This window comes from Limosilactobacillus mucosae (genome assembly GCF_013423865.1).
Taxonomy (GTDB): domain Bacteria; phylum Bacillota; class Bacilli; order Lactobacillales; family Lactobacillaceae; genus Limosilactobacillus; species Limosilactobacillus mucosae.
The window spans coordinates 812,698-836,747 of sequence record NZ_CP058954.1; the positions used below are offsets into that span (position 1 = coordinate 812,698).

Here is a 24,050-nt window from a genome sequence, read left to right on the forward strand (position 1 = left end):
TATGAATTTACAAGATGCTGATTTGTTAACCGCCATCGTAACACCATTTAATGAACAAAATGAATTGGACTTTGCCAGTTTGGCCAAGCTGACCAACCATTTGATCGAACAGGGCAGCAACGGTTTTGTCATTGGCGGTACGACTGGTGAGACGCCAACGCTCAGCCATGACGAAAAGCTGGCGCTGTATCGTGAGTTTGCTAAGATCATTGATGGCCGTGTTCCGGTGATTGCCGGCACTGGCAGCAACAATACTGCCGAAACTATTGCCTTTACCAATGAGGTGGCTGAGATCGAAGGCATTGACTATGCGCTGGTCGTGGTACCGCCATACAACAAGCCTAATCAGCGTGGCATGATTGCCCACTTTACGGCGGTAGCAGATCAGTCCAAGTTGCCAATCGTGATCTATAACATTCCTGGTCGAACCGGCGTTAAGATGGCTGCCGAAACGATCGTGGAGCTTTCACATCATGAAAACATCAAGGCCGTTAAGCAATGTGCCTCGCTGGAAGAGATGCAGTACGTGATCGATCACAAGGACGAGGATTTCCAAGTCTTTACCGGCGAAGACGCTCAAGCATTGACGGCGCGCGTCTTAGGAGCTAATGGCGTGATCTCGGTTGCTTCGCATAATTACTGTGCCCAGATGCGGGAAATGTATGATCAATTGTATAATGGTAATTGGCAGGCGGCCGCACGTCTGCAGCGCTGGCTGACGCCAAGAATGGCCGCGCTGTTCATGTACCCATCACCATCACCAGTCAAGGCGGTCTTAAACGCGCAAGGCTTTGGCGTGGGTGGCTGCCGTCTGCCGATTGCTACTCTGAACGACAACGAAAAGCAGCAGCTGGCACAGGCGCTGTCATTGCCTGCCGATGCGCTGGCTCATGAGTTGCCATTGAATCTTGGAAAGGGTGATGTTGATGACTAGTGTACTGATCGCCGGGTTTGCTGGTGCAATGGGACAAAAGGCCGTTGATCTGGTCAATGGCATGGCGGATTTTCAAATCGTTGCCGCTTTTTCGCCACAAGCCGACCGTAACGATCCGGAACGCTATAACTTAAATGACGATGTCCAGATCTTTAATGATTTAGCAGCGATTCCCGATCAAGCAGCTGATGTCTGGATCGACTTTACTGTTCCCAGTGCGGTTTATGAAAACGTCAAATTCGCGCTGAATCACGGGATGCGCCCCGTGGTTGGCACGACTGGTCTGACTGATGAACAGGAAGCCGAACTCAAGGCCCTTGCCAAAGCCAATCATTTAGGTGGCCTGATCGCACCTAACTTTGGCATGTCGGCGGTCTTGCTGATGAAGTTCGCCCAGGAAGCCGCCAAGTATTTCCCAGACGTCGAGGTTATTGAAATGCACCATGCCGATAAGAAAGACGCACCATCAGGAACGGCATTGAGTACGGCTAAGATGATGGCACAAAATCGTCAGCCGCACGAAAGCAATCCAGATGAGGTCGAAACGCTGGCCAACGTCCGCGGTGGCGACTATCAAGGCATTCGCATTCACTCGGTCCGTCTGCCGGGCTACATTGCCCATGAGCAGGTGCTGTTTGGCGGCACTGGCGAGGCATTGACCATTCGCCAGGATTCATTTGATCGGGGCTCGTTTATGAGCGGCGTTAAGGTAGCCTTGCAAAAGGTTGCGTCGCTGAATGAACTGGTTGTCGGTTTGGAAAATATTCTTTGATGTAAAGGGGAAATTTGTTTATGCCAACTCTAGCAAAAGATCTTAATGAAACGGTCAACCCACGCGTGGCCGCAATCTCACCATCTGGAATTCGTTCTTTTGATGCTCACGTCTCCAAGATTCCAGGCATCGTTAAACTGACGATTGGCGAACCTGATCTTAACGTTCCTGAACACGTTAAGCAGGCAGCCGTGCAAAGTATTGTTGAAAATGATTCGCACTATACCTCCAACCGCGGCAAGATTGAATTGCGAAAAGCCATCAGCGGCTATCTGGAACGGACGCGCGGCGTGCACTATGACCCAGAAACCGAAATCGTTGCTACGGTTGGTGCAACCGAGGCTCTGGCAGCGACGATCTTTTCTCTGATCAATGAAGGCGACAAGGTGATCATTCCAACACCAGCCTTCTCGCTGTACTTCCCGCTGGTTTCTCTGGCAGGTGGGACGCCGGTGCAGGTTGACGTTTCTGAGGACGATTTTGTCTTGACGCCTGAGCTGCTGGAAAACGTTTTGAAAAAAGAAGGTCCAGCGGTTAAAGCCGTTTTGCTGAACTACCCAGTCAACCCAACCGGCCGTGAATATCCACGCGAAGTGCTGGAAGGCCTGGCTAAGGTTATTGCCGATCATCATCTGTACGTATTTGCTGATGAAATCTACAGTGATCTGGTTTATGGTGTGGAACACACGTCAATGGCTACGCTTTTGCCGGACCGGACCATCTTTATCTCTGGCCTGTCCAAGTCGCATGCCATGACTGGTTATCGAATGGGATATTTTGCCGGTCCTAAAGAAGCAATCGACAACATCACCAAGCTGCATTCATTCTTGGTAACCTCAATTACCGACTCAACACAGGCAGCAGCCATTGAAGCCTACACCAATGGGGATGAGGATCCGGTTAAGGCACGGGCCATCTACCAAAAACGGCGTGACTATGTTTTGAAGTCTTTAAACGACATGGGCATCGAAACGGTTCCACCACAAGGCGCGTTCTACATCTTCGCCAAGATTCCAGCCAACTATGGTACGGATGACATGCAGTTTGCCTTGGATCTGGCCAAGGAAGCCCAGGTCGGTGTTACGCCAGGTAATGCCTTTGGTGCTGGTGGTGCCGGCTGGGTACGGCTGTCATACGCGGCTTCTGATGAGGACCTGCATACTGCCATGGAGCGCATGAAGCCATTTATTGAAAAGGTTAACGCAAAGAACTAAAGGAGCGATTATATTATGAGTAAGCAATACAATGTCGCAATTCTGGGTGCCACGGGGGCGGTCGGCACGCGGATGATTGAACAATTAGCCCAGTCTACGATTCCCGTTAAGCATGTTAAGCTTTTGGCATCCAAAAAATCGGCCGGTAAGACGCTGCAGTTTAAGGGTCAGCCGGTAACCGTTGAGGAAACGACCCCTGAATCCTTTGACGGTGTTGACATTGTATTGTCGTCTGCTGGCGGATCGGTTTCCAAGAAGTTTCTGCCAGAAGCCGTTAAGCGCGGGGCAATCTGTGTTGACAATACCAGCGCCTTTCGGATGGAGCCGGATGTGCCGTTGGTCGTACCAGAAGTCAACGAAGCCGCTCTGAAGGATCATCATGGCATCGTGGCCAATCCCAACTGTTCGACGATTCAAATGGTAATGGCTTTGGAACCAGTTCGCCGCAACTTTGGCTTAAAGCAGATCGTGGTTTCCACTTATCAGGCAGCTTCGGGTGCTGGTCAATCCGCTTTAAACGAAATGTATCAAGAAGCCCAAGACTTTTTGGATGGCAAGGACATGCAGGCGGATGCTCATATTCTGCCAACCAAGGGCGACAAGAAGCATTATCCACTGGCCTTTAACCTGTTGCCGCAAATTGACGTTTTGGAGGAATCAGGCTACTCGCATGAAGAATGGAAGATGATTCATGAAACCAAGAAGATCATGCTTGGCGACATGAATTCACAAGACATTAAGGTTACGGCTACCTGTGTCCGCGTACCGGTGCCAATCGCGCATGGCGAAAGCGTCTACTTTACGGTTGAGGATGAATCGGCTACGGCTCAAGATATTATGCGCGTAGTGGCTGACTTCCCTGGCAACGTTTTGGAAGACGATATTGCTCATCAGATCTACCCACAGCCAATCAACGCAGTCGGCAAGCGGGAGACGTTTGTTGGCCGGATTCGTCCTGATTATGAAAACAAGGGTGCCTTCAACATGTGGGTCGTTGCTGACAATCTGTTGAAGGGCGCTGCCTGGAATACGGTTGAAAATGCCGAGCGTCTGGTAGCACTGGGTCTGGTCTAAGCGATGTCTTGAAACTAGAATCAACTTAAACTGAAAATCCGTCTGGCTGATTGCGGGACGGATTTTTTGTTATACTGGAAATATAATTTGGAACCAGGAAGGAAGATTTATTTATGGATGCCAACCATCTTTCATTACGATTGGCGCGCGTTGCCAGCTATGTACCTAAAGGAGCCCGCATGGCCGATATTGGCTCTGATCATGCCTATCTGCCGGCACACCTGGCATTAAACGGACAGATTGAGTATGCCGTTGCTGGGGAGGTTGTCAAAGGACCTTTTGAAAACGCCGCGCATGAGATCAAGCAGCTGCAGCTTGACAACGTGATTCAGCCGCGGCTTGCCGATGGACTGGCGGCAATTCAAGCTGATGATCGCATTGATACGATTACGATTGCTGGGATGGGCGGAACCTTGATTGCCAAGATTCTGGCTGCCGACACGCAAAAACTTGCCGGAGTCAAGCGCTTGATCCTGCAGCCCAACGTTGGTGGTGAGCGCGTCAGAGAATGGCTCTTGGCTAATCAATGGCAGATCATAGCTGAAGAAGTGCTTGAAGAAGATGACCATATTTATGAGATCATCGTGGCTGAGCCTTCGATCGTTCCATTTACCTATAACGACCGTGAGCTTAAGTTTGGTCCTTTCTTATTGGAACAGGATCAGCCTGCTTTTCGAAAAGAATGGCTGGCCGAGCTTGAGCGAGAGCAAGTTGCCATTGAACAGATGAAAAAAGCGGCCCAGCCACCAGTTGCCAAGATCAAGGAGTTTGAACGCGAGATGCAGATGATTAAAGAGGTGATCAAATGACGACTGGAAACGACATTATTCAACGGTTTGAAATGTTTGCCAATCCGGCTTTGGCTGAATCATGGGATCATGTCGGCCTGCAGCTGGGTAATCCCGAACGACCGGTCAAACGGGTCATGACAGCGTTGGACTGCCGCCCAGAAGTCGTTCAAGAAGCAATTGAAAAAAACGTTGACTTTATCTTCAATCACCATCCAGCCATGTTTCATGCCGTTAAGACCCTGGATGTGCGCGACCCGCAGATTGCCATGTATCAAACGCTTTTGGAGCATGGTATTACGGTTTATGCGGCACATACCAACCTTGACAATGCCAATGGCGGGATGAACGATTGGCTGGCGGCCCAATTAGAGCTGACCAACGTTGAGCCGCTGCAGATTACGGGGATTGATCCGATCTCGGGACGCGACTGTGGAATGGGACGGCTGGGCGACTTATTGCAGCCAATGAGTCCAGCGGCGTTTGGTCAATGGTGTCTGGAAAAGTTTCAGCTTAATGGGGCCCGTTTGATCGTTAATCCAGCCGATCAAAAGCAGCTGATCAAGCGAGTGGCGATTTTGGGCGGCTCCGGACAGGATTTTTGGCAGCTGGCGAAAAAGCGCGGGGCTGATGCGTATGTAACTGGAGATGTGAGCTATCACTTTGCTCATGACATGATTGCCAGCCATTTAACGGTGGTTGATGCCGGTCATCATATCGAAGCCGTCTGTCAGGATCAGCTGGCCAGTCTGCTTAAAAAATGGCGCCAGGAAAACGACTGGGATTTTGAGATCATAACCTCTGAGATCAATACGGAGCCGTTTAAGTTTATCGTCAAATAGGCTGACTTTGCCTGCTCTGTTTATTGAAAAAGTGATAAAGTTGACGTATTGGTAGTAATGACTAATTCATAAAGAAAAGGTGATCGATTTGACTGAAGAAAAATATTCTGAACTGCTGCCGCGTTTTTTGAAATACGTTCAAGTTGAAACGCGCTCAGATCCACAATCAGCCACGGTGCCTTCCAGTCCTAAAGAAACGGCCTTTTTAAAACAGCTGGCGCAAGAGCTGCAAGACCTGGGACTGAGCAACGTGCGCATTCATCCGCAAAACTCATATCTGTTGGCAACGATCCCCAGCAATCTTGATCATGACGCGCCGGTTGTTGGCTTGATTGCCCATATTGATACGGCGGACTTTAATGCCGACCATGTCCGGCCGCAGGTGATTGACGATTATGATGGTCAATCTGACATTGCCTTGTCGGACAGCGGCTACCAGCTTTCACCGGCCGAGTTCCCATCATTGAAAAAATATGCGCATCAGACGCTGATTACGACGGATGGCCGCACGCTTTTAGGCGCTGATGACAAATCAGGCGTGGCTGAGATCGTAACGATGGCGTCATATCTGCTGAAGCATCCTGAAATCAAGCATGGCACGATTCAGATCGGTCTGGGGCCGGACGAGGAGATTGGTACTGGTGCCGACCACTTTGACGTTAAGGACTTTGGGGCTGATTTTGCCTATACGGTTGATGGTGGTCCACTGGGAGAGTTAGAGTATGAAACCTTTAACGCTGCTCAAGCCGAGATTACGATTACTGGTAAGGACGTCCACACTGGGGTTGCCAAGGGAACGATGATCAATGCCATTCAAGTCGGCATCGATCTGCACAACCGTCTGCCAGAACACGATCGTGCTGAGGAGACGGCCGGTCGCGAAGGCTTTTACCATCTCTACAAGTTCAACGGCGGCGTTGACCATGCCGAAATGACCTATCTGATTCGGGATCATGATCGCCAAAAATTCGAAGAGCGCAAGCAGAATCTCAAACAGATCGTTGCACAGCTAAACGAACAGCTGGGTGGAGAGCGGATTCAAATGAAGCTTTACGATCAATACTATAATTTAAAGGACGCGCTCAAGGATCACATGGAAGTCGTTGCAATTGCCAAGCAGGCGATGGAGAATCTGGATATTGAGCCAGTGATCTATCCAGTGCGGGGCGGTACGGACGGCTCCACGATCTCTTATCTGGGGCTGCCAACGCCAAACCTGTTTGCGGGTGGCGAGAACATGCACTCGCGCTTTGAGTACGTTTCTTTGTAGACTATGGAAAAAGCCTTGGATGTTTTGCTGGAGATCGTTAAACTGACGGCCCAGTCGTCGATTAAATAGCTTTCGTTGTTTAAGGCATAAAATCCCTGTCGCAGCTGAGTGGCAGGGATTTTTAATTGGAATTGGTTGAAAGCGCTGTGATGATTGATTCATTGGTGATATGCTTTAAGAAACAGCCTGAATTGGAAAGGATGATGAGTCATGCAAACCGTTACGATCAATCAGCGCGTATTACCGGCAGTCGGCCTGGGCACCTGGCACATGGGAGATGATCCTGCTAAGCGTACGATGGAGATTCAAGCGCTGCAGGCAGGCATTAAAGCCGGTGCGCAGGTCATCGATACGGCCGAGATGTATGGCAATGGCAGGGCCGAGCGTCTGGTTGCCGAAGCCATCAAGCCGTTTGATCGGCAAGACCTGTTTATCATTGACAAGGTCCTGCCACAGCACGCGAGCCACGCGCAGCTGGAGCAGAGTCTGGATCGCAGTCTAAGAAACGTTGGCACGGATTATTTTGATTTATATCTTTTGCATTGGCGCGGACAGGTCCCATTGGCTGAAACCGTGGCCGAACTGGAGCGGGTCAAGCAGGCTGGCAAGATTCGAGCCTGGGGCGTCTCTAATTTTGACGTGGCTGATCTAAAAGAGCTGTATGCCCTGCCAAACGGCGATAACTGCGCGGCGAACGAAGATCTTTATAATCTTGATCGGCGGGGGATTGAATATGATCTGCTGGCCTGGCAAAAAGATCAAGGACTGCCGTTGATTGCCTATTCGCCGGTTGCACAAGGCGATACTTTGAGTGGTCGGCTGACTGCTGATCCAACGCTGCAAAAACTGGCTGCTCGGCATCAGGCCACGATTTATCAGATCATGCTGGCCTGGACCATTCGCTGCGGCAATACGCTGACGATTCCTCAGACCGGCAACCCTGAGCATGCCTGGCAGAACGTAGCGGCTGGCGAGCTGGAATTTAGTGACGCGGAGTTGTTGGAGCTGGAACAAGCCTTCCCATCACCGCGCCAAAAACAGCCGCTGGCCACGATTTAGTCACTGCAATTGGAAGCAGCTCAAGAAAAGTTTAGCTGACTTTATACTTTGAAAATGATGTAAAAGGCGTCGCGTCACTAATTAAAACGTGTTACTATGGTTTTAAGGATGGAGCGGTTGAATGAAATCGCTCCTTTTATTATTGGGGGAGTAGTTAATGAAACAAAAAATACTAAAGCTGCTGCTGATGCCGCTGCTGGCACTGGGAATCGGCATCCAGACGCCACTAATGCCGACTGGATCGCATCCGGTGCAGTCAACAGTCGTTAAGGCAGCCAAAAAACATCAGTCGCAGCGCGTAAAAAAACAGGCCGCTGCGTCTTCCAGCCAGTCTGATGAGCAGCTGGCTCAGCTTAACTATCAAGGAACGCAGACCATCAGTGTCAATAATGGTCAGCCGGATTTTACCAGTGAGGATCTGGATACCAGTCATGGCGCCTGGCAGCAATACGGCAATCTGGATCGCTTAAATCGCGCAACGCAAGCCAACGCGCTGCTGAATCGTTCTTTGATGCCCAAAGCCAAGCGCGAGCCGTTAAACGTCACGCCCACTGGCTGGCACAACAAAAAGATCAAGGGCGGCTATCTGTATAACCGCTCGCATCTGATCGGCTATCAGCTGACGGGTCAAAACAACAACTGGAAAAATCTGATTACTGGAACGCGCTCGCTCAATGATCCTGAGATGGTTCGCTATGAAGATGAGGTTGCCGACTATCTGCGGACGCATCCTAACGACTATGTCCGCTATCAGGTGACGCCGATTTTTCGGGGCGATGAGCTGCTGGCGCGGGGCGTGCACATGCAGGCTCAGTCAGTCAACAGTCAGGCCATCAAGTTCAACGTCTATATCTTTAACGTGCAGGATGGCGTAACGCTCAACTATGCTGATGGGACCAGTACGGTTGACAATAGTGCCCAGAACGTCAGCTCAACGCCGGCCGTTTCTAAAACTGCAAACAGTCAAGCACCCAGCCAAGGCAATAATGACCAGACCACCGTCTATGTCACGCCTAATGGCACCAAATATCATCTGAACCGCAACTGCCGCGCCCTGGCCCGTTCCAAAACCGTTGATTCAATGACGCAGGGACAGGCAATTGCTGATGGCTATACGCTTTGCGGCTTTGAGCGCTAAGCAGAAAACAAAAAGAGCACTGAAGACTTTCAGTGCTCTTTTTATAATTGCTGAGTAAAATTATTTAGCAGCCTTTTCTGGGTTAGCCTGCTTTGAAATCAGGGAAATGCAGTTGGTTGCCAATAATGCTACAACAACGGCAACAATACCAGTAGTTACGTAATTAACCGTGCAGCTTTCCAGTTGACCGGCAATGTAGCCCAAAACGTCACCCAGAATAAAGCTCCAGATAATGATCATAATTTCTTTGCCAATTGTACGCATTTTAGTTCACCCCTTAGTTGGATACAAAACTATTCTAACATAAAAAATCTGACTTGAGTATTGATAATCTAAGGCATTATTAAGCAACTGACTCAGGTGCCAAGATGCCTGGTAAGAAAAGAAAAAGCGTTCCCAGGTCGGTTCACTGACTCATGGTTCCAGGACTGACTGAGCTTGCGGAATTCAGATCAGATTTGGCGGAACGCTTTTAAGCCGAATAAATCCATAAAATGGCGCTTTGAATGTGAAAATGATGTTATAATTCCAATAATTTTCTAATTAAGGGAGGAAGAAACTATGTCAGCATCGCTCGGTGACTCGCAGCTGCTGTTAGAGACTATCGATGATCAACAGCTGTTCGTTCGCCAAAACCTACCCGTGGCGCCGGCTGCCGTATTGGTTATCGTTCATGGCCTGGGGGGGCATCAAGGTCGTTATGACTATATGACCAATTATTTCGTTCGTCACCATGTTGCCGTCTATCGCTATGATCATCGTGGTCACGGTCAGACACCTGGACCACATGGCGTTTATGGCGATTTCAATCATTTTCCTGATGATCTTAAAACCGTCGTTGACTGGGCCAAGAAAAACACGCCTCATCTGCCGATCTTTGTGGTTGGACACAGTCTGGGCGGCGGTACGGCGATGGCATTTGGCGCCAAATATCCCCAGACGGTCAATGGCATTATTTCGGTAGGAGCCTTGACGCGCTATCACCATCAGATTTTTGGTCCGGTTCGTCATTTTGGCGATGATGAAACGATCAGTGGCAGCTTTGGTGATCGCAGCAACAGCAGTGCCTGGATGCGGCAAGACTATCAAGACGATCCATTGAACCTGACTGAGATTAAAGGCTCGCTGCTGAATGCGGCGATGGATCTGGTGACTTTTAATCGAACACATGCGGCCGATTTTGTCGATCCGGTCTTGATTCTGCATGGTGCCGAAGATGGCGTTGTCAGCGTCACGGATTCAATGGACAGCTACCGTGAGATTTCGTCGCGCGACAAAGAGCTTCACATCTATCCATTTTTAAGACATCAGGTATTAAATGAGCCATCGCGGCGGCTGGCAGTTTATCAAGAAATTTTGGACTGGATGAAAAAACATGGCTAAATCAATGAAAAGTCAGCTGATTGGATACACACCAGTCAACTGGCTTTTTATTAACGCTGCAGCGCGCTTTTCGGCATTGGCTTCTGCTATAATTTTTAAGGAAAGGATGGATGCCAAATGGAAATTGTGCCGCTCAACGTGATCAGCACATACAGTCTCCTGCAGAGTCCGCTGCGCCCGACTGAATTGGTTCAAGGAGCCAAAAGCAGGGGCTATCGGGCGGTTGCCTTGGCGGACTGGAACGTGATGTATGGGGCAATTGATTTTTATAATGCTGCCAAAGCGGCGGGCATTAAGCCTTTGCTGGGGTTGCGGCTGCATTTGAAAACCATGGCAATGACCACGCAGGGCTTGGAAGTTTTGTTTTTGGCCCGTACGCAGGCTGGCTACGTTAACCTGATGCAGCTGTCGACTTTAAAGCAGACACAAGCACAGGGACGTTTTTTGACGCAGCAGGAGATCGAGCCGTTTTTAATGGACCTGGATCTGATTTTGCCTGCTCAGCCGCTGACGCTTGATCAAACGATGATTGACCAATGGCTGCCGGCACTGATTGAGAAGACGGCAGGACATTGCTGGCTGGGGGTTGATCTGGAGCTTGATGCCATTCAGCGCGAACAGATCAGACAAACGGCGCGACAATATGCCGTTTCACTGGTAGCAGCCCCTAAAATCGAGTATCTGGAAAATGATGATGCCTTTGCGACCGATGTTTTAAGACATATTAATGAGGGTGCCAAAATGACCAACCCGTTTTTCCAGGCTCAGAATACGATCAGTCACGCCTTGCCAACCAGAGAACAGCTGCAGCAGGCCTTTTTGGATTCTGAATTTGAAGGTGCGGCTGCTCAGACAGCAATCATCGCGCAGGAATGCAATGTTGAGATCAGGTTTCAAACGCCTATCCTGCCTAAGTTTCCTACGCCAAACCAGCAAAGCGCGGCCGATTATCTAAAGCAGCTTTGTTTGGCAGGTCTGAAAAAGCGTCCATTGGCAGCTGGTTATTCGCCAACCGATTATGAGAAGCGCCTGCAGCGTGAACTGACCACGATTCATGAAATGGGCTTTGATGATTATTTTCTGATTGTCTGGGACGTTATGCGCTTTGCCCACCAAAAAAAGCTGGCGACTGACCCAGGGCGTGGGTCGGCAGCTGGTTCGCTAGTGGCCTACGTGCTGGAGATTACTGAAGTCGATCCCCTAAAATACCAGCTGCTTTTCGAACGGTTCTTAAATCCAGAACGAGCTCAGATGCCGGATATCGACTTGGACCTGCCAGATAATCGGCGTGATGAGGTTTTGCAATACGTTCATCAAAAGTATGGTCATGCCAGAGTTGCTCAGATCATTACTTTTGGGACGTTTGGTGCTAAGCAGGCCGTCAGAGACGTGGGCCGCGTTTTCGGTATGCCGGTCTATGCCATCGATGAATTAGCCAGAGCGATTCCCAACCTGCCTAAGATTACGCTGCAGCAGGCATTGAACGAATCACGGGCTCTTAATAATCTGCTCAGTGATTCTGCGCAGAATGCACTTTTGATGAAGACGGCACTCCGCATTGAGGGACTACCCAGACACTACTCGACGCATGCGGCTGGAGTCGTCTTGTCGCAAGCACCATTGAATCAGCTGGTTCCGCTGCAAAACGGCAGCGATGGCCTCTTAATGACGCAGTTTCCTAAAGACACGGTTGAGGCACTGGGACTTTTGAAGATGGATTTCTTGGGCCTGCGCAATCTGTCAATCATGGATTCAGCCCTGCAGCTGATTGAAAAAAGCCAGCCTGACTTTGACCTGCATCAGATCAATCTCAACGATCCGCTGACTTTAAAGCTGTTTCAAAAAGGAGCAACGGGAGGGATCTTTCAGTTTGAGTCAAGTGGGATTCGTCAGGTCTTGATTCGGCTGCATCCAGAAAACTTTGAGATGATCGTAGCAGTCAATGCCTTATATCGGCCCGGTCCAATGGATAACATTGCCCATTTTATTGCGCGGAAAGAAGGGCGTGAAAAGGTCACTTTGCCTGATCCTTCATTGGCATCGATTCTGGCACCGACTTATGGCATTCTAGTGTATCAAGAACAGGTAATGCAGCTGGCCGCTAAAATGGCGGGTTTCACTTTAGGACAGGCCGATCTGCTGCGCCGTGCCATGAGTAAGAAAAAAGCCGATGTGATGGAACGGATGCGGGGACGCTTTATTAACGGAGCAGTTGCCAATGGTTATTCCAGACCGGTTGCTGAACAGGTTTTTGAATATATTGATCGGTTTGCCAATTACGGTTTCAACCGTTCACATGCCGTGGCCTACTCAATGATGGCTTTTGAAATGGCCTATCTTAAATGTCACTTTGCGCCGGCTTTTTTTGCCGCGCTTTTGAATGCTCACGCGGGATCAGAAAAGATGCGGGCCTATTTTGAGGATGCCAAATCATTTGGCGTTGTCATTGCCGGCCCCAGCATCAATTTTAGTCAGGCTGATTTTAGTCTGTACCAAGGACGCGTCTTGTTTGGTCTGTCCATGATCAAGGGCGTGCGTCGTGATCTGATCAGCGAGATTCTCCTAAAAAGAAAGGATGGCCAGTTTGCCAGCCTGGCTGATTTTATCGGCCGCATTGACGTCAGATTTAGAAAGCCTGAGCTGATTGCACCGCTGATCTATGCCGGTGCGTTTGATCGTTTGGGCAGCAATCGTGCTGAAATGATTGATGCTTTGGCTGATTTAATTGAAGGTGCCGAGTTCAACCAGGCGCTTTTAGGCAGCGACACCTTTCAAACGATGATTCCGGCTCGTCCTGAGTATCCGTTGGCCCAGCGACTGGAAAAAGAGCATGAGTATCTGGGCGTGTATCTGTCAGGACACCCGGTCAGTCAATATCGATCATTGGCTGGTCAGCTGCACGCGGTTACGGTCGCCCAGCTAAAAGAAGGGATGAACGCGACCCTGATTCTCTACGTCAGCCACGTTAAAACGATCAATACCAAAAAAACGCGTCAGCCGATGGCATTCGTCAGTGCCTCAGATGAAACGGGCAGCATTGAGGTAACGGTTTTTCCCAAACAGTTTCAGCGTTACCAAGAACTGATCGCTGCACGTAATGTTTTGATTATCAGCGGCCGAGTGGAAAATCGTAATGGCAGTCTGCAGCTGCTGGCCAGTCACATTCAGCTGGCCTCTTCTGCTGGTGAGCGTGGATCGGCGCCAGCTAAGACGCGCTGGTTTTTGCAGCTGAGAAAGAATGCGCTGACGCCGCGCTTGACCGCCCAGCTGCAGGAATTTATCAGCAGTCACCATGGCAACGTGCCGGTGATGGTCTACTATCCCGAAACGCGGCAGACGCGTCTGCTTCCGCGCAGTCAGTGGCTCAGTGGGGATGAGGCGACTAAAAAAGGGCTGATTGATCTTTTGGGAGTCAGCAACGTGGTCTATCAATCCACGTCGTAAAACGGTTTGTCGCCAGCGTCAAAAATAATTGAATTGTTAGCGCTTTCTTGATGTAATTAGTAAAGACAACGAATTTAAAAAGTGCTATGATAAGTGTTGTGCAAATGAGGTGCGCAATGGCGCAGTTTCTGCATTAATGCAAAGGAGAGATGTCACTTATGAAGAAAACCAAGATTGTAAGTACCCTTGGTCCTGCAAGTACTGATGTTGACACGATTGTAAAGCTGATCAATGCTGGTGCCAACATTTTCCGTTTCAACTTCTCACACGGTGATCACCCAGAACACCTGGGCCGGATGAACAATGTTAAGAAGGCTCAAGAAATCACCGGTAAGCACGTTGGTCTGATGTTGGACACTAAGGGTGCTGAAATTCGTACTACTGTTGAAAAAGACGGTAAGATCGAATTCAATGCTGGTGACAAGGTTCGGATCTCAATGGACGACTCTATTGAAGGTACGCACGAAAAGATTGCTGTTACCTACCCAGGTCTGTACGACGACGTTCACGTTGGCGGCCACGTTCTGTTTGATGACGGTCTGATCGACATGATCATCGACGAAAAGGACGAAGCCAACCATGAACTGGTCTGCACGGTTCAAAACCATGGTCTGCTGGGTTCACGCAAGGGTGTCAACGCACCTGGCGTTTCCATCAACCTGCCAGGTATCACGGAAAAGGACTCCAGCGACATTCGCTTTGGTCTGGAACAAGGTATCAACTACATTGCCGCTTCTTTCGTTCGTAAGCCAGAAGATATCGAAGACATTCGTGCACTGCTGAAGGAAAAGAACATGGAAGACGTTCAAATCTTCCCTAAGATCGAATCTCAAGAAGGTATCGACAACTTCGAAGCAATCATGGCAGTTGCTGATGGTCTGATGGTTCCACGTGGTGACATGGGTGTTGAAATCCCAGCTGAAAACGTGCCATTGGTACAAAAGAAGATGATTCGCCGCTGCAACGAAATGGGCAAGCCAGTTATCACGGCTACCCAAATGCTGGACTCCATGGAAGAAAACCCACGTCCAACGCGTGCCGAAGTTTCTGACGTTGCCAACGCTGTCTTTGATGGTACTGATGCAACGATGCTGTCTGGTGAAAGTGCCAACGGTGACTGGCCAGTAGAAGCCGTTTCTACGATGGCTCGCATCGATGTTAAGGCTGAAAACAACCTGGACCTGTTCGGTACGGAAACGTTCAACTTTGACAAGAGCGACGTTACGGAAACGATTGGTTCTGCAGTTGCTCAAGCCGCTAAGGACCTTGACATCAAGGTTATCGTAGCCGCTACTTCTTCAGGCTACACGGCCCGCATGATTTCCAAGTACCGTCCAAACGCCGACATTCTGGCTTTGACGTTTGATGAACGGACTGAACGCGGTCTGATGGTTAACTGGGGTGTTCAACCATACGTTGTTGACAAGCCAGCTGACACTGATGAAATGTTTGCTCTGGCTGCTAAGAAGGCAGTTGAACTTGGTTTTGCCAAGTCGGGCGACAAGATCATCGTGGTTGCCGGTGTTCCTATGGGCACGCCAGGTGCAACCAACCTGATGCGGGTTGAAACGATCAAGTAGTCTTGATTATTTCATCCAAAAAAACCGTCTGTCATTAGACAGGCGGTTTTTTTACTCCTTTGCTTTTATTTTGTTCTAATATTATGTAAAATAAGCTAGATACCCAACTGAGAAAATTAAGGATGATAAAATGATAAATTCAGTACTTGGCAAAGTCGTCGATGCCGTAATGATTGACGAAAACGACCATGATTATTTCGTACAGCCTGCGCGTAACGGTCAAACCTATCGCCTGCCAAAGGATGAAAGTCCCCAGGCCCTGCATATTGGCGGTTCCGTTCGTGGCTTTGTCTATGAAAATGAAAATCACCAGCTGCAGATGACCTGCCAGCATATTCCAACGATTCAAGTCGACCATTATGATTTTGGGACGGTTGTCGGTGTTCGCCGCGACTTAGGCGTTTTTGTCGATATTGGTCTGCCCAATAAAGATATCGTCGTGTCACTGGATGATCTGCCAAGTCTCAAGCATCTATGGCCGCAAAAAGGCGACCGCTTGATGATGGCGCTTAAGGTTGACGAAAAAAATCGAATCTGGGGCCAGCTGGCAGATGAAGGCGTTTTCGAAGCCATTGCCAACCGTCCGGATCCTCGGATGAAAAACAAGGACGTTAAGGCAACTGTCTACCGCTTGAAGATGGCGGGGACGTTTGCTATTACCGATGACTATTGCCTGGGCTTTATTCACCCAAGCGAGCGGGATCAAGAACCGCGGCTGGGTCAGCAGGTCTCGGCACGAGTAATCGGTCTATCTAGTCATGGCAGTCTTAACCTTTCACTAAAGCCGCGTGCCTACCAGGCAATTGGCGAAGATGCCCAGATGCTTTTGGAAATGCTGCGCCGGACGCCAGACCACACGCTGCCATTTACCGACAAGAGCGATCCTGAGGCAATTCGTCAAGAGTTTGGCATCAGCAAGGGCCAGTTCAAGCGTGCGGTCGGCCATCTGTTGAAAGCTCGGCTGGTCAGCATGGTCAATGGCAAGCTGATATTAATCAAGGATCCAGATGATGAATAATGAATAAAGCACCGCTGCAGCAAGCTGCTGCTGAATATATCGAACAGCTGCGTATTGAACGGCGACTGGCCCAAAACACCATTGCCAGCTATCAGCGGGATCTTCAGGATGCCATCCGCTATCTGCGAGATGAGCATGCAGATTGGCAGGAAGTTGATCAAACCGCGATTTTGGCTTTTTTGGATCAACTAAAAAAACAAGGCGTGGCTCAAGAAACTATTAATCGTCATATCGTTAGTCTGCGTCAGCTTTATAAGTTTTTACGTCAGACGGGTCAGGTCGACAGTAATCCGTTGGCACAGCTGACGACTGCGGCAGCTCCGGCTAAGCCAACGCCGGTTTTATCTGCTGCTCAGGCTGCCAGTCTTTTAAGCATCCCCAATGTCAAAAATCGGACTGGACTGCGTGATCGGGCAATCTTTGAGCTATTGTACGCAACCGGAATGCGCGTCAATGAGCTGCTGAGTTTAAAAATGGCTGACATTGATCTTAATGCTCAGCTGGTCATGCCGCATGATCGCGCTGGACGCAGGCGAGTCGTGCCAATCAGTGATACCTGCGGCAATTGGCTGAAGCGTTATGTAAGCGAGGCACGGCTGGAATTGATACGTGATGATACCGATGTCTTCTTTTTGAATAATCGTGGCCGAGCATTGACGCGGCAGGCAATCTGGCAAAAACTGCGGGCGGCTGGCAGTCAGGCGGGGATTGACTTAGACGTGACGCCAGATGTCTTGCGGGCTACGTTTGCCCATGAGATGCTGGCCAATGGTGCCGACCTAAGAGCCGTACGAGTGATGCTTGGTCATCAGTCGCTAAATACGACGGAACGCTATGCACCAGCTGCCGATATTCATTTGGCTGCCCAATACCGTCAGTATCATCCGCGATCAGCTGACAAGGAGGAATAGATGATGCTGGTACCGTATCGTAAAGATTATCGTAAAATCATTCTGGGTATTCTGTCATTTATTCCAGGACTGCATGACTATGACCGCGTGGCTGAAGAAGTCGACTGGTCGTTAGGCGTTGGTAATCCGATTTATCTATGGCAAAATGATGAGAATGGCGATTTTAGCGGCGCGGCGATTGTTGAATTAGGGCCAGAGTATGTCTTGATTCGGCGGATTTCTTTCCTGCCAAGTGAGCGTTCTGGCAAAAACGTTTATGCTTTTTTGACGGCCCTACATCAGAAATATGCCAATCGTCGCTTGATGGGAACCATGGCAACGCAGCCTTTGATTACGAACTGGGAGAAGATGCATGAAAAACAATGAAAATCAGCTGCTGCAGCATCCTTATCAGCCCAATATCAAACTGGCTGACTTTGAAGGCCCGCTGGATCTGCTGCTGCACTTGATTCGGCAGTCGGAGATGGATGTTTATGATATTCCGATTGCTGAGATCACAGGCCAATACATGCAGTATCTGCGGCAGATGCAGCGCCATCAGCTGGAAGTTGCAGGGGAATATTTCGTCATGGCGGCAACTTTGATGGCCATCAAGAGTCAGATGCTTTTGCCCAAATCACCGGTGTCAGAAGATGAGGAACCGATTGAAGAAGATCCGCGTGAGGAACTGGTTGAGCAGCTGCTGGAATATCAGCGCTATAAGCAGGCGGCAGAAAAGCTTAAGGATAAAGAAGCCTTTCGTCAAAAAGAGTTTACGCGCACGGCAATGGCGGTCCCGTCAGAATTCATCCATCCGCATACGGCGCCAGGAACGACGATTGAACAGCTTAAGGAAGCCTTTGAGCAGGTTCTAAAAAAACATCAGTCGCTTGAACCAGAGACGGCTACCGTTGCACCGGAAAAAACCACCGTTGAGCAACGAATTCGCTTTGTCATGCAGCGTGTCAGCCAAGGGGCAGTTGCTTTTGAAGAGCTGTTTGCCGACTTAAAGACGCGTGATAATCTGGTAACGACTTTTCTGGCAGTCTTGGAACTGGCCAAGCATCGTCGCATCGTCTTGCATCAGGCAGCGCGTTTTGCTCCATTGATTCTGACGCCAGGAAAACTAAGTGAGGAAGATTAAGCTTGAATCCATTAGCTGAAATTGAAGGGCTGCTGTTTATCAGTGGCGATGAAGGAATCTCACTGGGCGATCTGGCCAAGGTAACGGGATATCTAAAACCCGCGATTTTGGAAATGATCGCTCAGCTCAAAGAAAAATATCAACAAGACGAAAACTGTGCCTTGACGCTTTTGGACAGCGACTCGGTTTATCGTTTGGCAACCAAGGCCCAGCTTGCAGACGTCATGCAGCATTATTTTGAGGAACCGCTGACGACGCCATTGACGCAGACGCTGTTAGAGGTCCTGGCCATTGTTGCCTATAAGCAGCCATTGACGCGGCTTGAGATTGACGAGATCCGTGGCGTGCAGAGCTCTGGTTCGCTGCAGAAACTGACGGCTCGCGGCTTGGTTGAGACGCATGGTCGGCTGGCAGTTCCGGGACGACCGTTTTTATATGTTACGACGCCGGCCTTTTTGGACTACTTTGGGCTGACGACTTTAGACGAGCTGCCAGAACTTGATAAGAATCTACAGCCAGAAGATCTGGATGGTGATATCTTTTTAAGAGCTCTGCAGTCACGACAAATGAGAAAGGAATCGTTAGAAAATGAAGATGGAAAGACTCCAAAAAGCAATGGCTGAAGCTGGGGTAGCCAGTCGGCGGGCTTCGGAAAAACTGATCGTCGAAGGTCACGTCAAGGTCAACGGCAAGCTGGTCACCGAACTGGGCACTAAGGTCAGCTCCAGTGATCAGGTAACGGTTGATGGGGTACCGTTGGAGCGCGAGCAGCCGGAATATTATCTGCTTAACAAGCCCCGCGGCGTAATCACGTCGGCCCATGATGAGCGCGGCCGCAAGACGGTGGTCGATATCTTAAAAGAAGGTGGCGTAACTGCACGCATCTATCCGGTTGGCCGCTTGGACTATGATACGACCGGTGTTTTGCTTTTAACCAATGATGGTGCCTTGGCAAACAAGCTGATGCATCCCAGCTTCGAGATTGAGAAAACGTACGTTGCCAAGGTCAAGGGCTTGATTTCCAACCACGATCTGGAACAGCTGCGTCATGGCGTTGTGATTGACGGTAAAAGGACCAAGGAAGCCAAGCCCAAGCTTTTGAGCGTTGACAAGCAGCATCGCGTCTCAATCGTGCGCCTGACGATTCATGAAGGTCGTTATCATCAAGTCAAAAAGATGTTCAAGGCAGTTGGTCATCCAGTTGAAAAACTTACGCGAGAAAGCGATGGCATTCTAAATCTTAAGGGGCTGCCTGGCGGTCAGTGGCGTGAGCTGAAAATGGATGAGATCAATGCCTTAAAAAAACTGTAAACTTTTGATTGAAGACGCGGAATGATTATGCTATAGTTTAGTCGATCATGAAATTAATTTAATCATAGGTTTATCTTCAAGGCAGGGTGCGATTCCCGACCGGCGGTAAAAGCCCGCAACCCGATGACGTCCTTCGTTATCGGTGGAACCTGGCGCAATTCCAGGTGCCGACAGTACAGTCTGGTATATAGAAGATTTTCGCTCAAACGAAAGCAATGTTTGCCGCAGATGAACCGTTTTCATCTGCGGCTTTTTTGTTGGGCGATCAGCCCCGGAGATGACCTTCAATTATTAGGAGGTTTTAATCATGACAGTTTCTAGCATTCGTATTCAGCGCCTGGCCGGGATTGCCTGCTTGAGCGCATTGGCATTTGTTTTGATGATGCTGGAGTTTCCAATTATTCCAGTTGCCGCATACCTAAAGCTGGACTTTTCTGACGTGCCAGTATTATTGGGAACGCTGATCTATGGACCGGTCAGCGGCATCATTATTGCAGCCGTTAAGTGCTTGATCCATGCCTTGGTCTATGGCTTTTCAATTGGCGAGCTTTTGGGCGTGGGCAGCGACTTTATTTCATCTTTGGCGCTGCTGCTGCCATTTGCATGGGCGGCCAAGAGAACGTCGCTTAAGCCGGCACAGCGCTATTTACTGGGAACCGGCGCGGGAATGCTGGCCTTGACGGTGATTATGTCGCTTTTGAACTTGTGGGTCTTGACGCCGCTTTATATGAAAATCTGGGGCTGGAAGCCAACGATGCCGATTGCTTCCTTGGTGGCAATCGGGGTCGTCCCATTCAATATTATCAAGGGTCTGTTGGTTGGCGGGGTCTCCTCGCTGTTGGCAATGCGGCTTGCCAATTGGCTGGCTAAGCATCAAATGTAAGATTGATCAATAAAACGACTGTTAATGATGATCCGCGAACTGATTGCAATTGGCTTGCGGGGATCGATCAGCTGCAGTCGTTTTTTATTTTGGTGAAATTTCGTATAATTTACATATAGTATTTCAAGGGGGTGAAAAATTGAAGAGCTATTTTATTGAGATGTTGACCGATCAGCCCAGGAGAACGGCGGTTTTGCGCAATACCGTCAAAAACAAGCGCACCGTTGCAACTTTGTTTTGGGCTCGCGAATATGGCGTCTTAAAGTGGCTGGGGTCCAATCCAAGACTCACGGTCAACGAATTTGAGCAATGGCTCGTTCAAACGCGACAGGCTGGCCTGATCAAAATGAATGATCAGACGGCATGGCTTACTCCCAGCGGCATTGCTGAAAAAGAAAAATTTTTAAAAACGCATTATCAGCCGCGGTTTGGAAACTGGTCTTGGCTGGCGCGGCCTGATCAGCTGGCGCCACGCGTCTTGCTGGCAACACAGGCGGTCAGTCAGTATGCCTACCGACAAAGGCATTACGTTCCCTTGAATCTGGCCCCGGCTGAGTTATATTTTGTCCGTCAATGGTTTTATGGAAATCGAAATCGGATCGTTGACGACTGGGCAGCAGAACTGCAGCAGGCCGCCGCTGCGCTGGCTAAAATGGATGAAAGACTGGCCAAGCTGCTGGTGTTTTCTTTGCCCGGCTATCAAACGACCGGCTGGACGATTGATCAGGCAGCACAGGCTTTAAAAATCTCAGTCGATGAAGTCATGATCATGGAGCGGGATGTATGGCTGGGAATCGGCTATCTGGCAGCCAGTCAGCCAGCAGGTTTGTTAAGAAGTCTGCTGTACGATCATCTGCATGATACGCCGCTCAATCACAGTGCCACGATTACTCTAAGAATGTTTGAACAGGGGCTTTCGCTTGAACAGATCAGTCAAAGAAGGCGTTTGAAGCTGGGGACCATTCGTGAACATATTCTGGAAGCAGCAATCTTTATGCCAGAGGCGCTGCCGCTTGACCGCCTGCTGACTCCAGCACAAATTGACCGGCTGGCCGCGCAGTATCATGGCAAACCAGCTACCTGGGAATTTCTGCCGCCGATCCTCGAGCCGCAATCACCAGCCGACAAATTGCAAAATGAACAGAGCTTCTTTGAATACCGGCTCTTTCAGATTATTAAGGGAGGTGAGCACAATGGATGAGCAGCGGCTGTATCAAACACTGAAGCAGCAGTTTGGCTTTGATGAATTTCGGCCAGGCCAAAAGGAAACGATTCAAGCCGTCTTGAATCAAAATGACGTCTTGGCGGTTCTGCCAACGGGGGCCGGCAAGACGCTGCTGTATCAGCTGCCAGCCTATCTGATGCCGGGCAGCGTCTTGATCGTTTCGCCACTGATCTCTTTAATGCAGGATCAAGTCGACCGCCTGCGTCAGCATGGTGAGCGCCAAGTCGTGATGTTGAACGCTACTTTAACGGGCCGCTCGCGTCAGCAGGTCTTAAACCGGCTGGCGGCTTATCGCTTTATCTTCGCCTCGCCGGAAATCCTGGCTCAGCCTTCAATCAAGCATGCATTAAGAAAGTGTCGGATCAGTCTGTTGGTAATTGATGAAGCACATTGCATCTCGCAGTGGGGTCCTGATTTTCGTCCCGAGTATCTGCTGCTAAAAGAAGTCAAAAATGATTTGAGGCGGCCGCCGATCCTGTTATTGACAGCCACTGCCACGCCGCGGGTTCAAAATGATATTCTCCAAAAAATGGGGCTTGATGAAAAAAACGTCAGGCGGGTGATTCGTTCGGTCAACCGTCCCAATATCTTTTTGGCAGTCGATCAGGTTGAAAATGATCAGCAAAAGCGGCAGCGGCTGGCTAAATGGCTGCATGAGCTGGGTGGCAGCGGGATTATATATTTTTCCAGCCGCAAGCTGGCCAATGAGCTGGCAGACTGGCTGGGTGAAATGACTGGACTTGAGGTTGCGGCATATCACGCTGGAATCTCGGCAATTGATCGCTTTCGCATTCAGCAGCAGTTCATGCAGGGACAATTGCAGGTCGTTTGTGCTACCAGTGCTTTTGGCATGGGCATTGATAAAGACGATATTCGCTATGTGATTCACTATCATCTGCCTGGCAGTCTGGAAAGCTACGTACAAGAGATCGGACGGGCGGGTCGCAATCAAAAACCAGCCCTCGCGCTGTTGATGTATTCGCCAGGTGATGAGCAGATTCAAAGACAGCTCAGTCAGATTGAACTGCCAAGCCAAGCAGTCGTGGAAAAAATCCAGCAAAAAAAGCTGCCGGGAAATGCGCTGGGGCCGCAAGCCGAATTGATTGAGTTCTATCTTAGCCATGGCTGGGACTATGCACGATTAACCGCGATGCTCAAAAAAAGAGGCCACCTGGTCAATCAGCAGCTGGCAGCCATGCTGAGCTACGTTAGTGAAAAAAAGTGCCGTCGTGCCAATATCATGCGTTATTTTGGCGAACCGCCAGCTGATTGTCCCAACTGCTGTGATTGTCATCAAAACGACTGGCAGCTGAATGATCTTAAGCTGCCGGCCGCGGTGGATCCGGTCGTCAGCGATCAGCTGGATTGGCAAAAGCGGCTGCAGTTTCTGTTTGCTAAGGAATCGAAAACTGGCTAGACAGGCATGGCTTTTTTGCGCTACAATCGATTCAATCACTGAAATATAAAGGAGCGTTCGTTAATGAGTGAACGACGTGAAGACCATCGCCAAGAGGCCGGCAAACTTTGGGACAAGACCTTTGAAGACAATCAAGATCTTGATGATTCCGGTCACCTGTCGCGAACGGCCCATCGCAAACAAAGCTCGCATAATTCACGCATCACGACGATACTGATCGTCTTGATCGTGATTTTAGCAGCAACCCCAATTATTTATTGGGTTCATCATGAGCAGTCATTCAATCATCCGCAGCAGACGGAAAAGGTTGCTCAGTCTGTATCGAGCAAGGCAAAAAAAGCATCCAGCCACGCGAAGTCTAAAACCAAGTCCAAGTCAAGCGCTGCTGAGACTGCCAAAACCAAGACGGCTAAAGCCAAAAGCAGCAGTCAAGCGGATTCAACCAGCATTACCAGTGCCCAGAGCAGCTCATCTTCAAGTGCGGCTGCCAGTACCTCATCAACCAGTGAGAGTGGTGCAAAGTATACGACGGTTGGCTCAGGACAGGGCATCTATCGCGTGGCAACCAATAATGGGCTGACAGTTGCGGAGCTGGCCAGCCTTAACAACATATCACCCAATACGCCGCTGTATCCAGGTCAGCGACTGCGGGTCAAATAAGGGG

At 49.6% G+C, this 24,050-nt stretch carries 21 protein-coding genes, 2 pseudogenes and 1 riboswitch; of the genes and pseudogenes, 22 read left to right on the top strand and 1 reads right to left on the bottom strand.

Going from position 1 to position 24,050, the window contains the following annotated elements; translation table 11 throughout:
• Nucleotide 1 precedes the first annotated feature (1 nt).
• The 9 genes and pseudogenes from dapA to H0G69_RS03955 form a co-directional block, all read left to right on the top strand.
• Nucleotides 2-934: a 4-hydroxy-tetrahydrodipicolinate synthase gene (gene dapA / locus H0G69_RS03915; protein WP_045025431.1), complete on the top strand. Its 933-nt coding sequence runs from the start codon at nucleotides 2-4 to the stop codon at nucleotides 932-934.
• Nucleotides 924-1,706, top strand: a complete 783-nt coding sequence (dapB, locus tag H0G69_RS03920) for a 4-hydroxy-tetrahydrodipicolinate reductase (protein WP_179944447.1) — start codon at nucleotides 924-926, stop codon at nucleotides 1,704-1,706. The genes dapA and dapB overlap by 11 nt, the downstream gene beginning before the upstream one ends.
• A 20-nt stretch (nucleotides 1,707-1,726) precedes the next feature.
• Nucleotides 1,727-2,920, top strand: a complete 1,194-nt coding sequence (locus H0G69_RS03925; protein WP_180305226.1) for an aminotransferase class I/II-fold pyridoxal phosphate-dependent enzyme — start codon at nucleotides 1,727-1,729, stop codon at nucleotides 2,918-2,920.
• Between the two features lie 15 nt (nucleotides 2,921-2,935).
• Nucleotides 2,936-3,994, top strand: coding sequence for an aspartate-semialdehyde dehydrogenase (locus tag H0G69_RS03930; protein WP_180305227.1), 1,059 nt, complete (start codon nucleotides 2,936-2,938; stop codon nucleotides 3,992-3,994).
• Between the two features lie 113 nt (nucleotides 3,995-4,107).
• Complete coding sequence (locus tag H0G69_RS03935; RefSeq protein ID WP_180305228.1) at nucleotides 4,108-4,803, top strand: tRNA (adenine(22)-N(1))-methyltransferase; 696 nt, start codon at nucleotides 4,108-4,110, stop codon at nucleotides 4,801-4,803.
• A complete protein-coding gene (locus tag H0G69_RS03940) occupies nucleotides 4,800-5,624 on the top strand; it encodes a Nif3-like dinuclear metal center hexameric protein (protein WP_180305229.1) in 825 nt (274 codons plus the stop codon). The genes H0G69_RS03935 and H0G69_RS03940 overlap by 4 nt, the downstream gene beginning before the upstream one ends.
• A gap of 88 nt (nucleotides 5,625-5,712) precedes the next feature.
• Nucleotides 5,713-6,891: pseudogene (gene pepT, locus H0G69_RS03945) on the top strand (peptidase T); the annotation flags it as partial.
• Between the two features lie 213 nt (nucleotides 6,892-7,104).
• Nucleotides 7,105-7,953, top strand: a complete 849-nt coding sequence (locus H0G69_RS03950) for an aldo/keto reductase (protein WP_180305231.1) — start codon at nucleotides 7,105-7,107, stop codon at nucleotides 7,951-7,953.
• 157 nt (nucleotides 7,954-8,110) lie between these two features.
• Nucleotides 8,111-8,866: pseudogene (locus H0G69_RS03955) on the top strand (DNA/RNA non-specific endonuclease); the annotation flags it as partial.
• Nucleotides 8,867-9,151: 285 nt separating this feature from the next.
• Here the strand turns inward: H0G69_RS03955 and H0G69_RS03960 are convergent.
• Nucleotides 9,152-9,355 (bottom strand): YjzD family protein, encoded by a 204-nt coding sequence (locus H0G69_RS03960; protein ID WP_033934762.1) that lies wholly within the window; start codon nucleotides 9,353-9,355, stop codon nucleotides 9,152-9,154.
• A 297-nt stretch (nucleotides 9,356-9,652) separates the two neighbouring features.
• Between H0G69_RS03960 and H0G69_RS03965 the strand changes: the two genes are divergently transcribed.
• From H0G69_RS03965 to H0G69_RS04025, 13 genes are all read left to right on the top strand, one after another.
• Nucleotides 9,653-10,474, top strand: coding sequence for an alpha/beta hydrolase (locus H0G69_RS03965; protein ID WP_180305233.1), 822 nt, complete (start codon nucleotides 9,653-9,655; stop codon nucleotides 10,472-10,474).
• 117 nt (nucleotides 10,475-10,591) lie between these two features.
• On the top strand, nucleotides 10,592-13,918 hold the full coding sequence (locus H0G69_RS03970) for a DNA polymerase III subunit alpha (RefSeq protein ID WP_180305234.1): 3,327 nt from the start codon (nucleotides 10,592-10,594) through the stop codon (nucleotides 13,916-13,918).
• 158 nt (nucleotides 13,919-14,076) lie between these two features.
• The gene (pyk, locus tag H0G69_RS03975; protein WP_034540901.1) at nucleotides 14,077-15,498 is read left to right on the top strand and encodes a pyruvate kinase; all 1,422 of its coding nucleotides are present in this window, start codon (nucleotides 14,077-14,079) and stop codon (nucleotides 15,496-15,498) included.
• A gap of 133 nt (nucleotides 15,499-15,631) precedes the next feature.
• The gene (locus H0G69_RS03980) at nucleotides 15,632-16,516 is read left to right on the top strand and encodes a CvfB family protein (RefSeq protein ID WP_180305389.1); all 885 of its coding nucleotides are present in this window, start codon (nucleotides 15,632-15,634) and stop codon (nucleotides 16,514-16,516) included.
• Entirely contained in the window at nucleotides 16,516-17,427 is a 912-nt protein-coding gene (locus tag H0G69_RS03985) for a tyrosine-type recombinase/integrase (RefSeq protein ID WP_180305235.1), read from the top strand. Before H0G69_RS03980 ends, H0G69_RS03985 begins: the two co-directional genes overlap by 1 nt.
• The gene (locus tag H0G69_RS03990; RefSeq protein WP_321065852.1) at nucleotides 17,428-17,793 is read left to right on the top strand and encodes a reductase; all 366 of its coding nucleotides are present in this window, start codon (nucleotides 17,428-17,430) and stop codon (nucleotides 17,791-17,793) included.
• On the top strand, nucleotides 17,780-18,550 hold the full coding sequence (locus H0G69_RS03995) for a segregation and condensation protein A (RefSeq protein WP_180305236.1): 771 nt from the start codon (nucleotides 17,780-17,782) through the stop codon (nucleotides 18,548-18,550). Before H0G69_RS03990 ends, H0G69_RS03995 begins: the two co-directional genes overlap by 14 nt.
• A 2-nt stretch (nucleotides 18,551-18,552) precedes the next feature.
• Nucleotides 18,553-19,173 carry an SMC-Scp complex subunit ScpB gene (scpB, locus tag H0G69_RS04000; protein ID WP_179944444.1) on the top strand — a complete coding sequence of 207 codons (621 nt, stop codon included), beginning with the start codon at nucleotides 18,553-18,555 and terminating at the stop codon, nucleotides 19,171-19,173.
• Nucleotides 19,145-19,861 (top strand): pseudouridine synthase, encoded by a 717-nt coding sequence (locus H0G69_RS04005; RefSeq protein ID WP_180305390.1) that lies wholly within the window; start codon nucleotides 19,145-19,147, stop codon nucleotides 19,859-19,861. Before scpB ends, H0G69_RS04005 begins: the two co-directional genes overlap by 29 nt.
• A 68-nt stretch (nucleotides 19,862-19,929) precedes the next feature.
• Nucleotides 19,930-20,061: riboswitch (FMN riboswitch) on the top strand.
• Between the two features lie 107 nt (nucleotides 20,062-20,168).
• Complete coding sequence (locus H0G69_RS04010; protein WP_180305237.1) at nucleotides 20,169-20,744, top strand: ECF transporter S component; 576 nt, start codon at nucleotides 20,169-20,171, stop codon at nucleotides 20,742-20,744.
• 139 nt (nucleotides 20,745-20,883) lie between these two features.
• Nucleotides 20,884-21,945, top strand: coding sequence for a helix-turn-helix domain-containing protein (locus H0G69_RS04015; RefSeq protein WP_180305238.1), 1,062 nt, complete (start codon nucleotides 20,884-20,886; stop codon nucleotides 21,943-21,945).
• A complete protein-coding gene (locus H0G69_RS04020; protein WP_180305239.1) occupies nucleotides 21,938-23,386 on the top strand; it encodes a RecQ family ATP-dependent DNA helicase in 1,449 nt (482 codons plus the stop codon). The genes H0G69_RS04015 and H0G69_RS04020 overlap by 8 nt, the downstream gene beginning before the upstream one ends.
• Before the next feature lie 63 nt (nucleotides 23,387-23,449).
• A complete protein-coding gene (locus H0G69_RS04025) occupies nucleotides 23,450-24,046 on the top strand; it encodes a LysM peptidoglycan-binding domain-containing protein (RefSeq protein ID WP_045025415.1) in 597 nt (198 codons plus the stop codon).
• The last annotated feature ends 4 nt before the right edge of the window (nucleotides 24,047-24,050 follow it).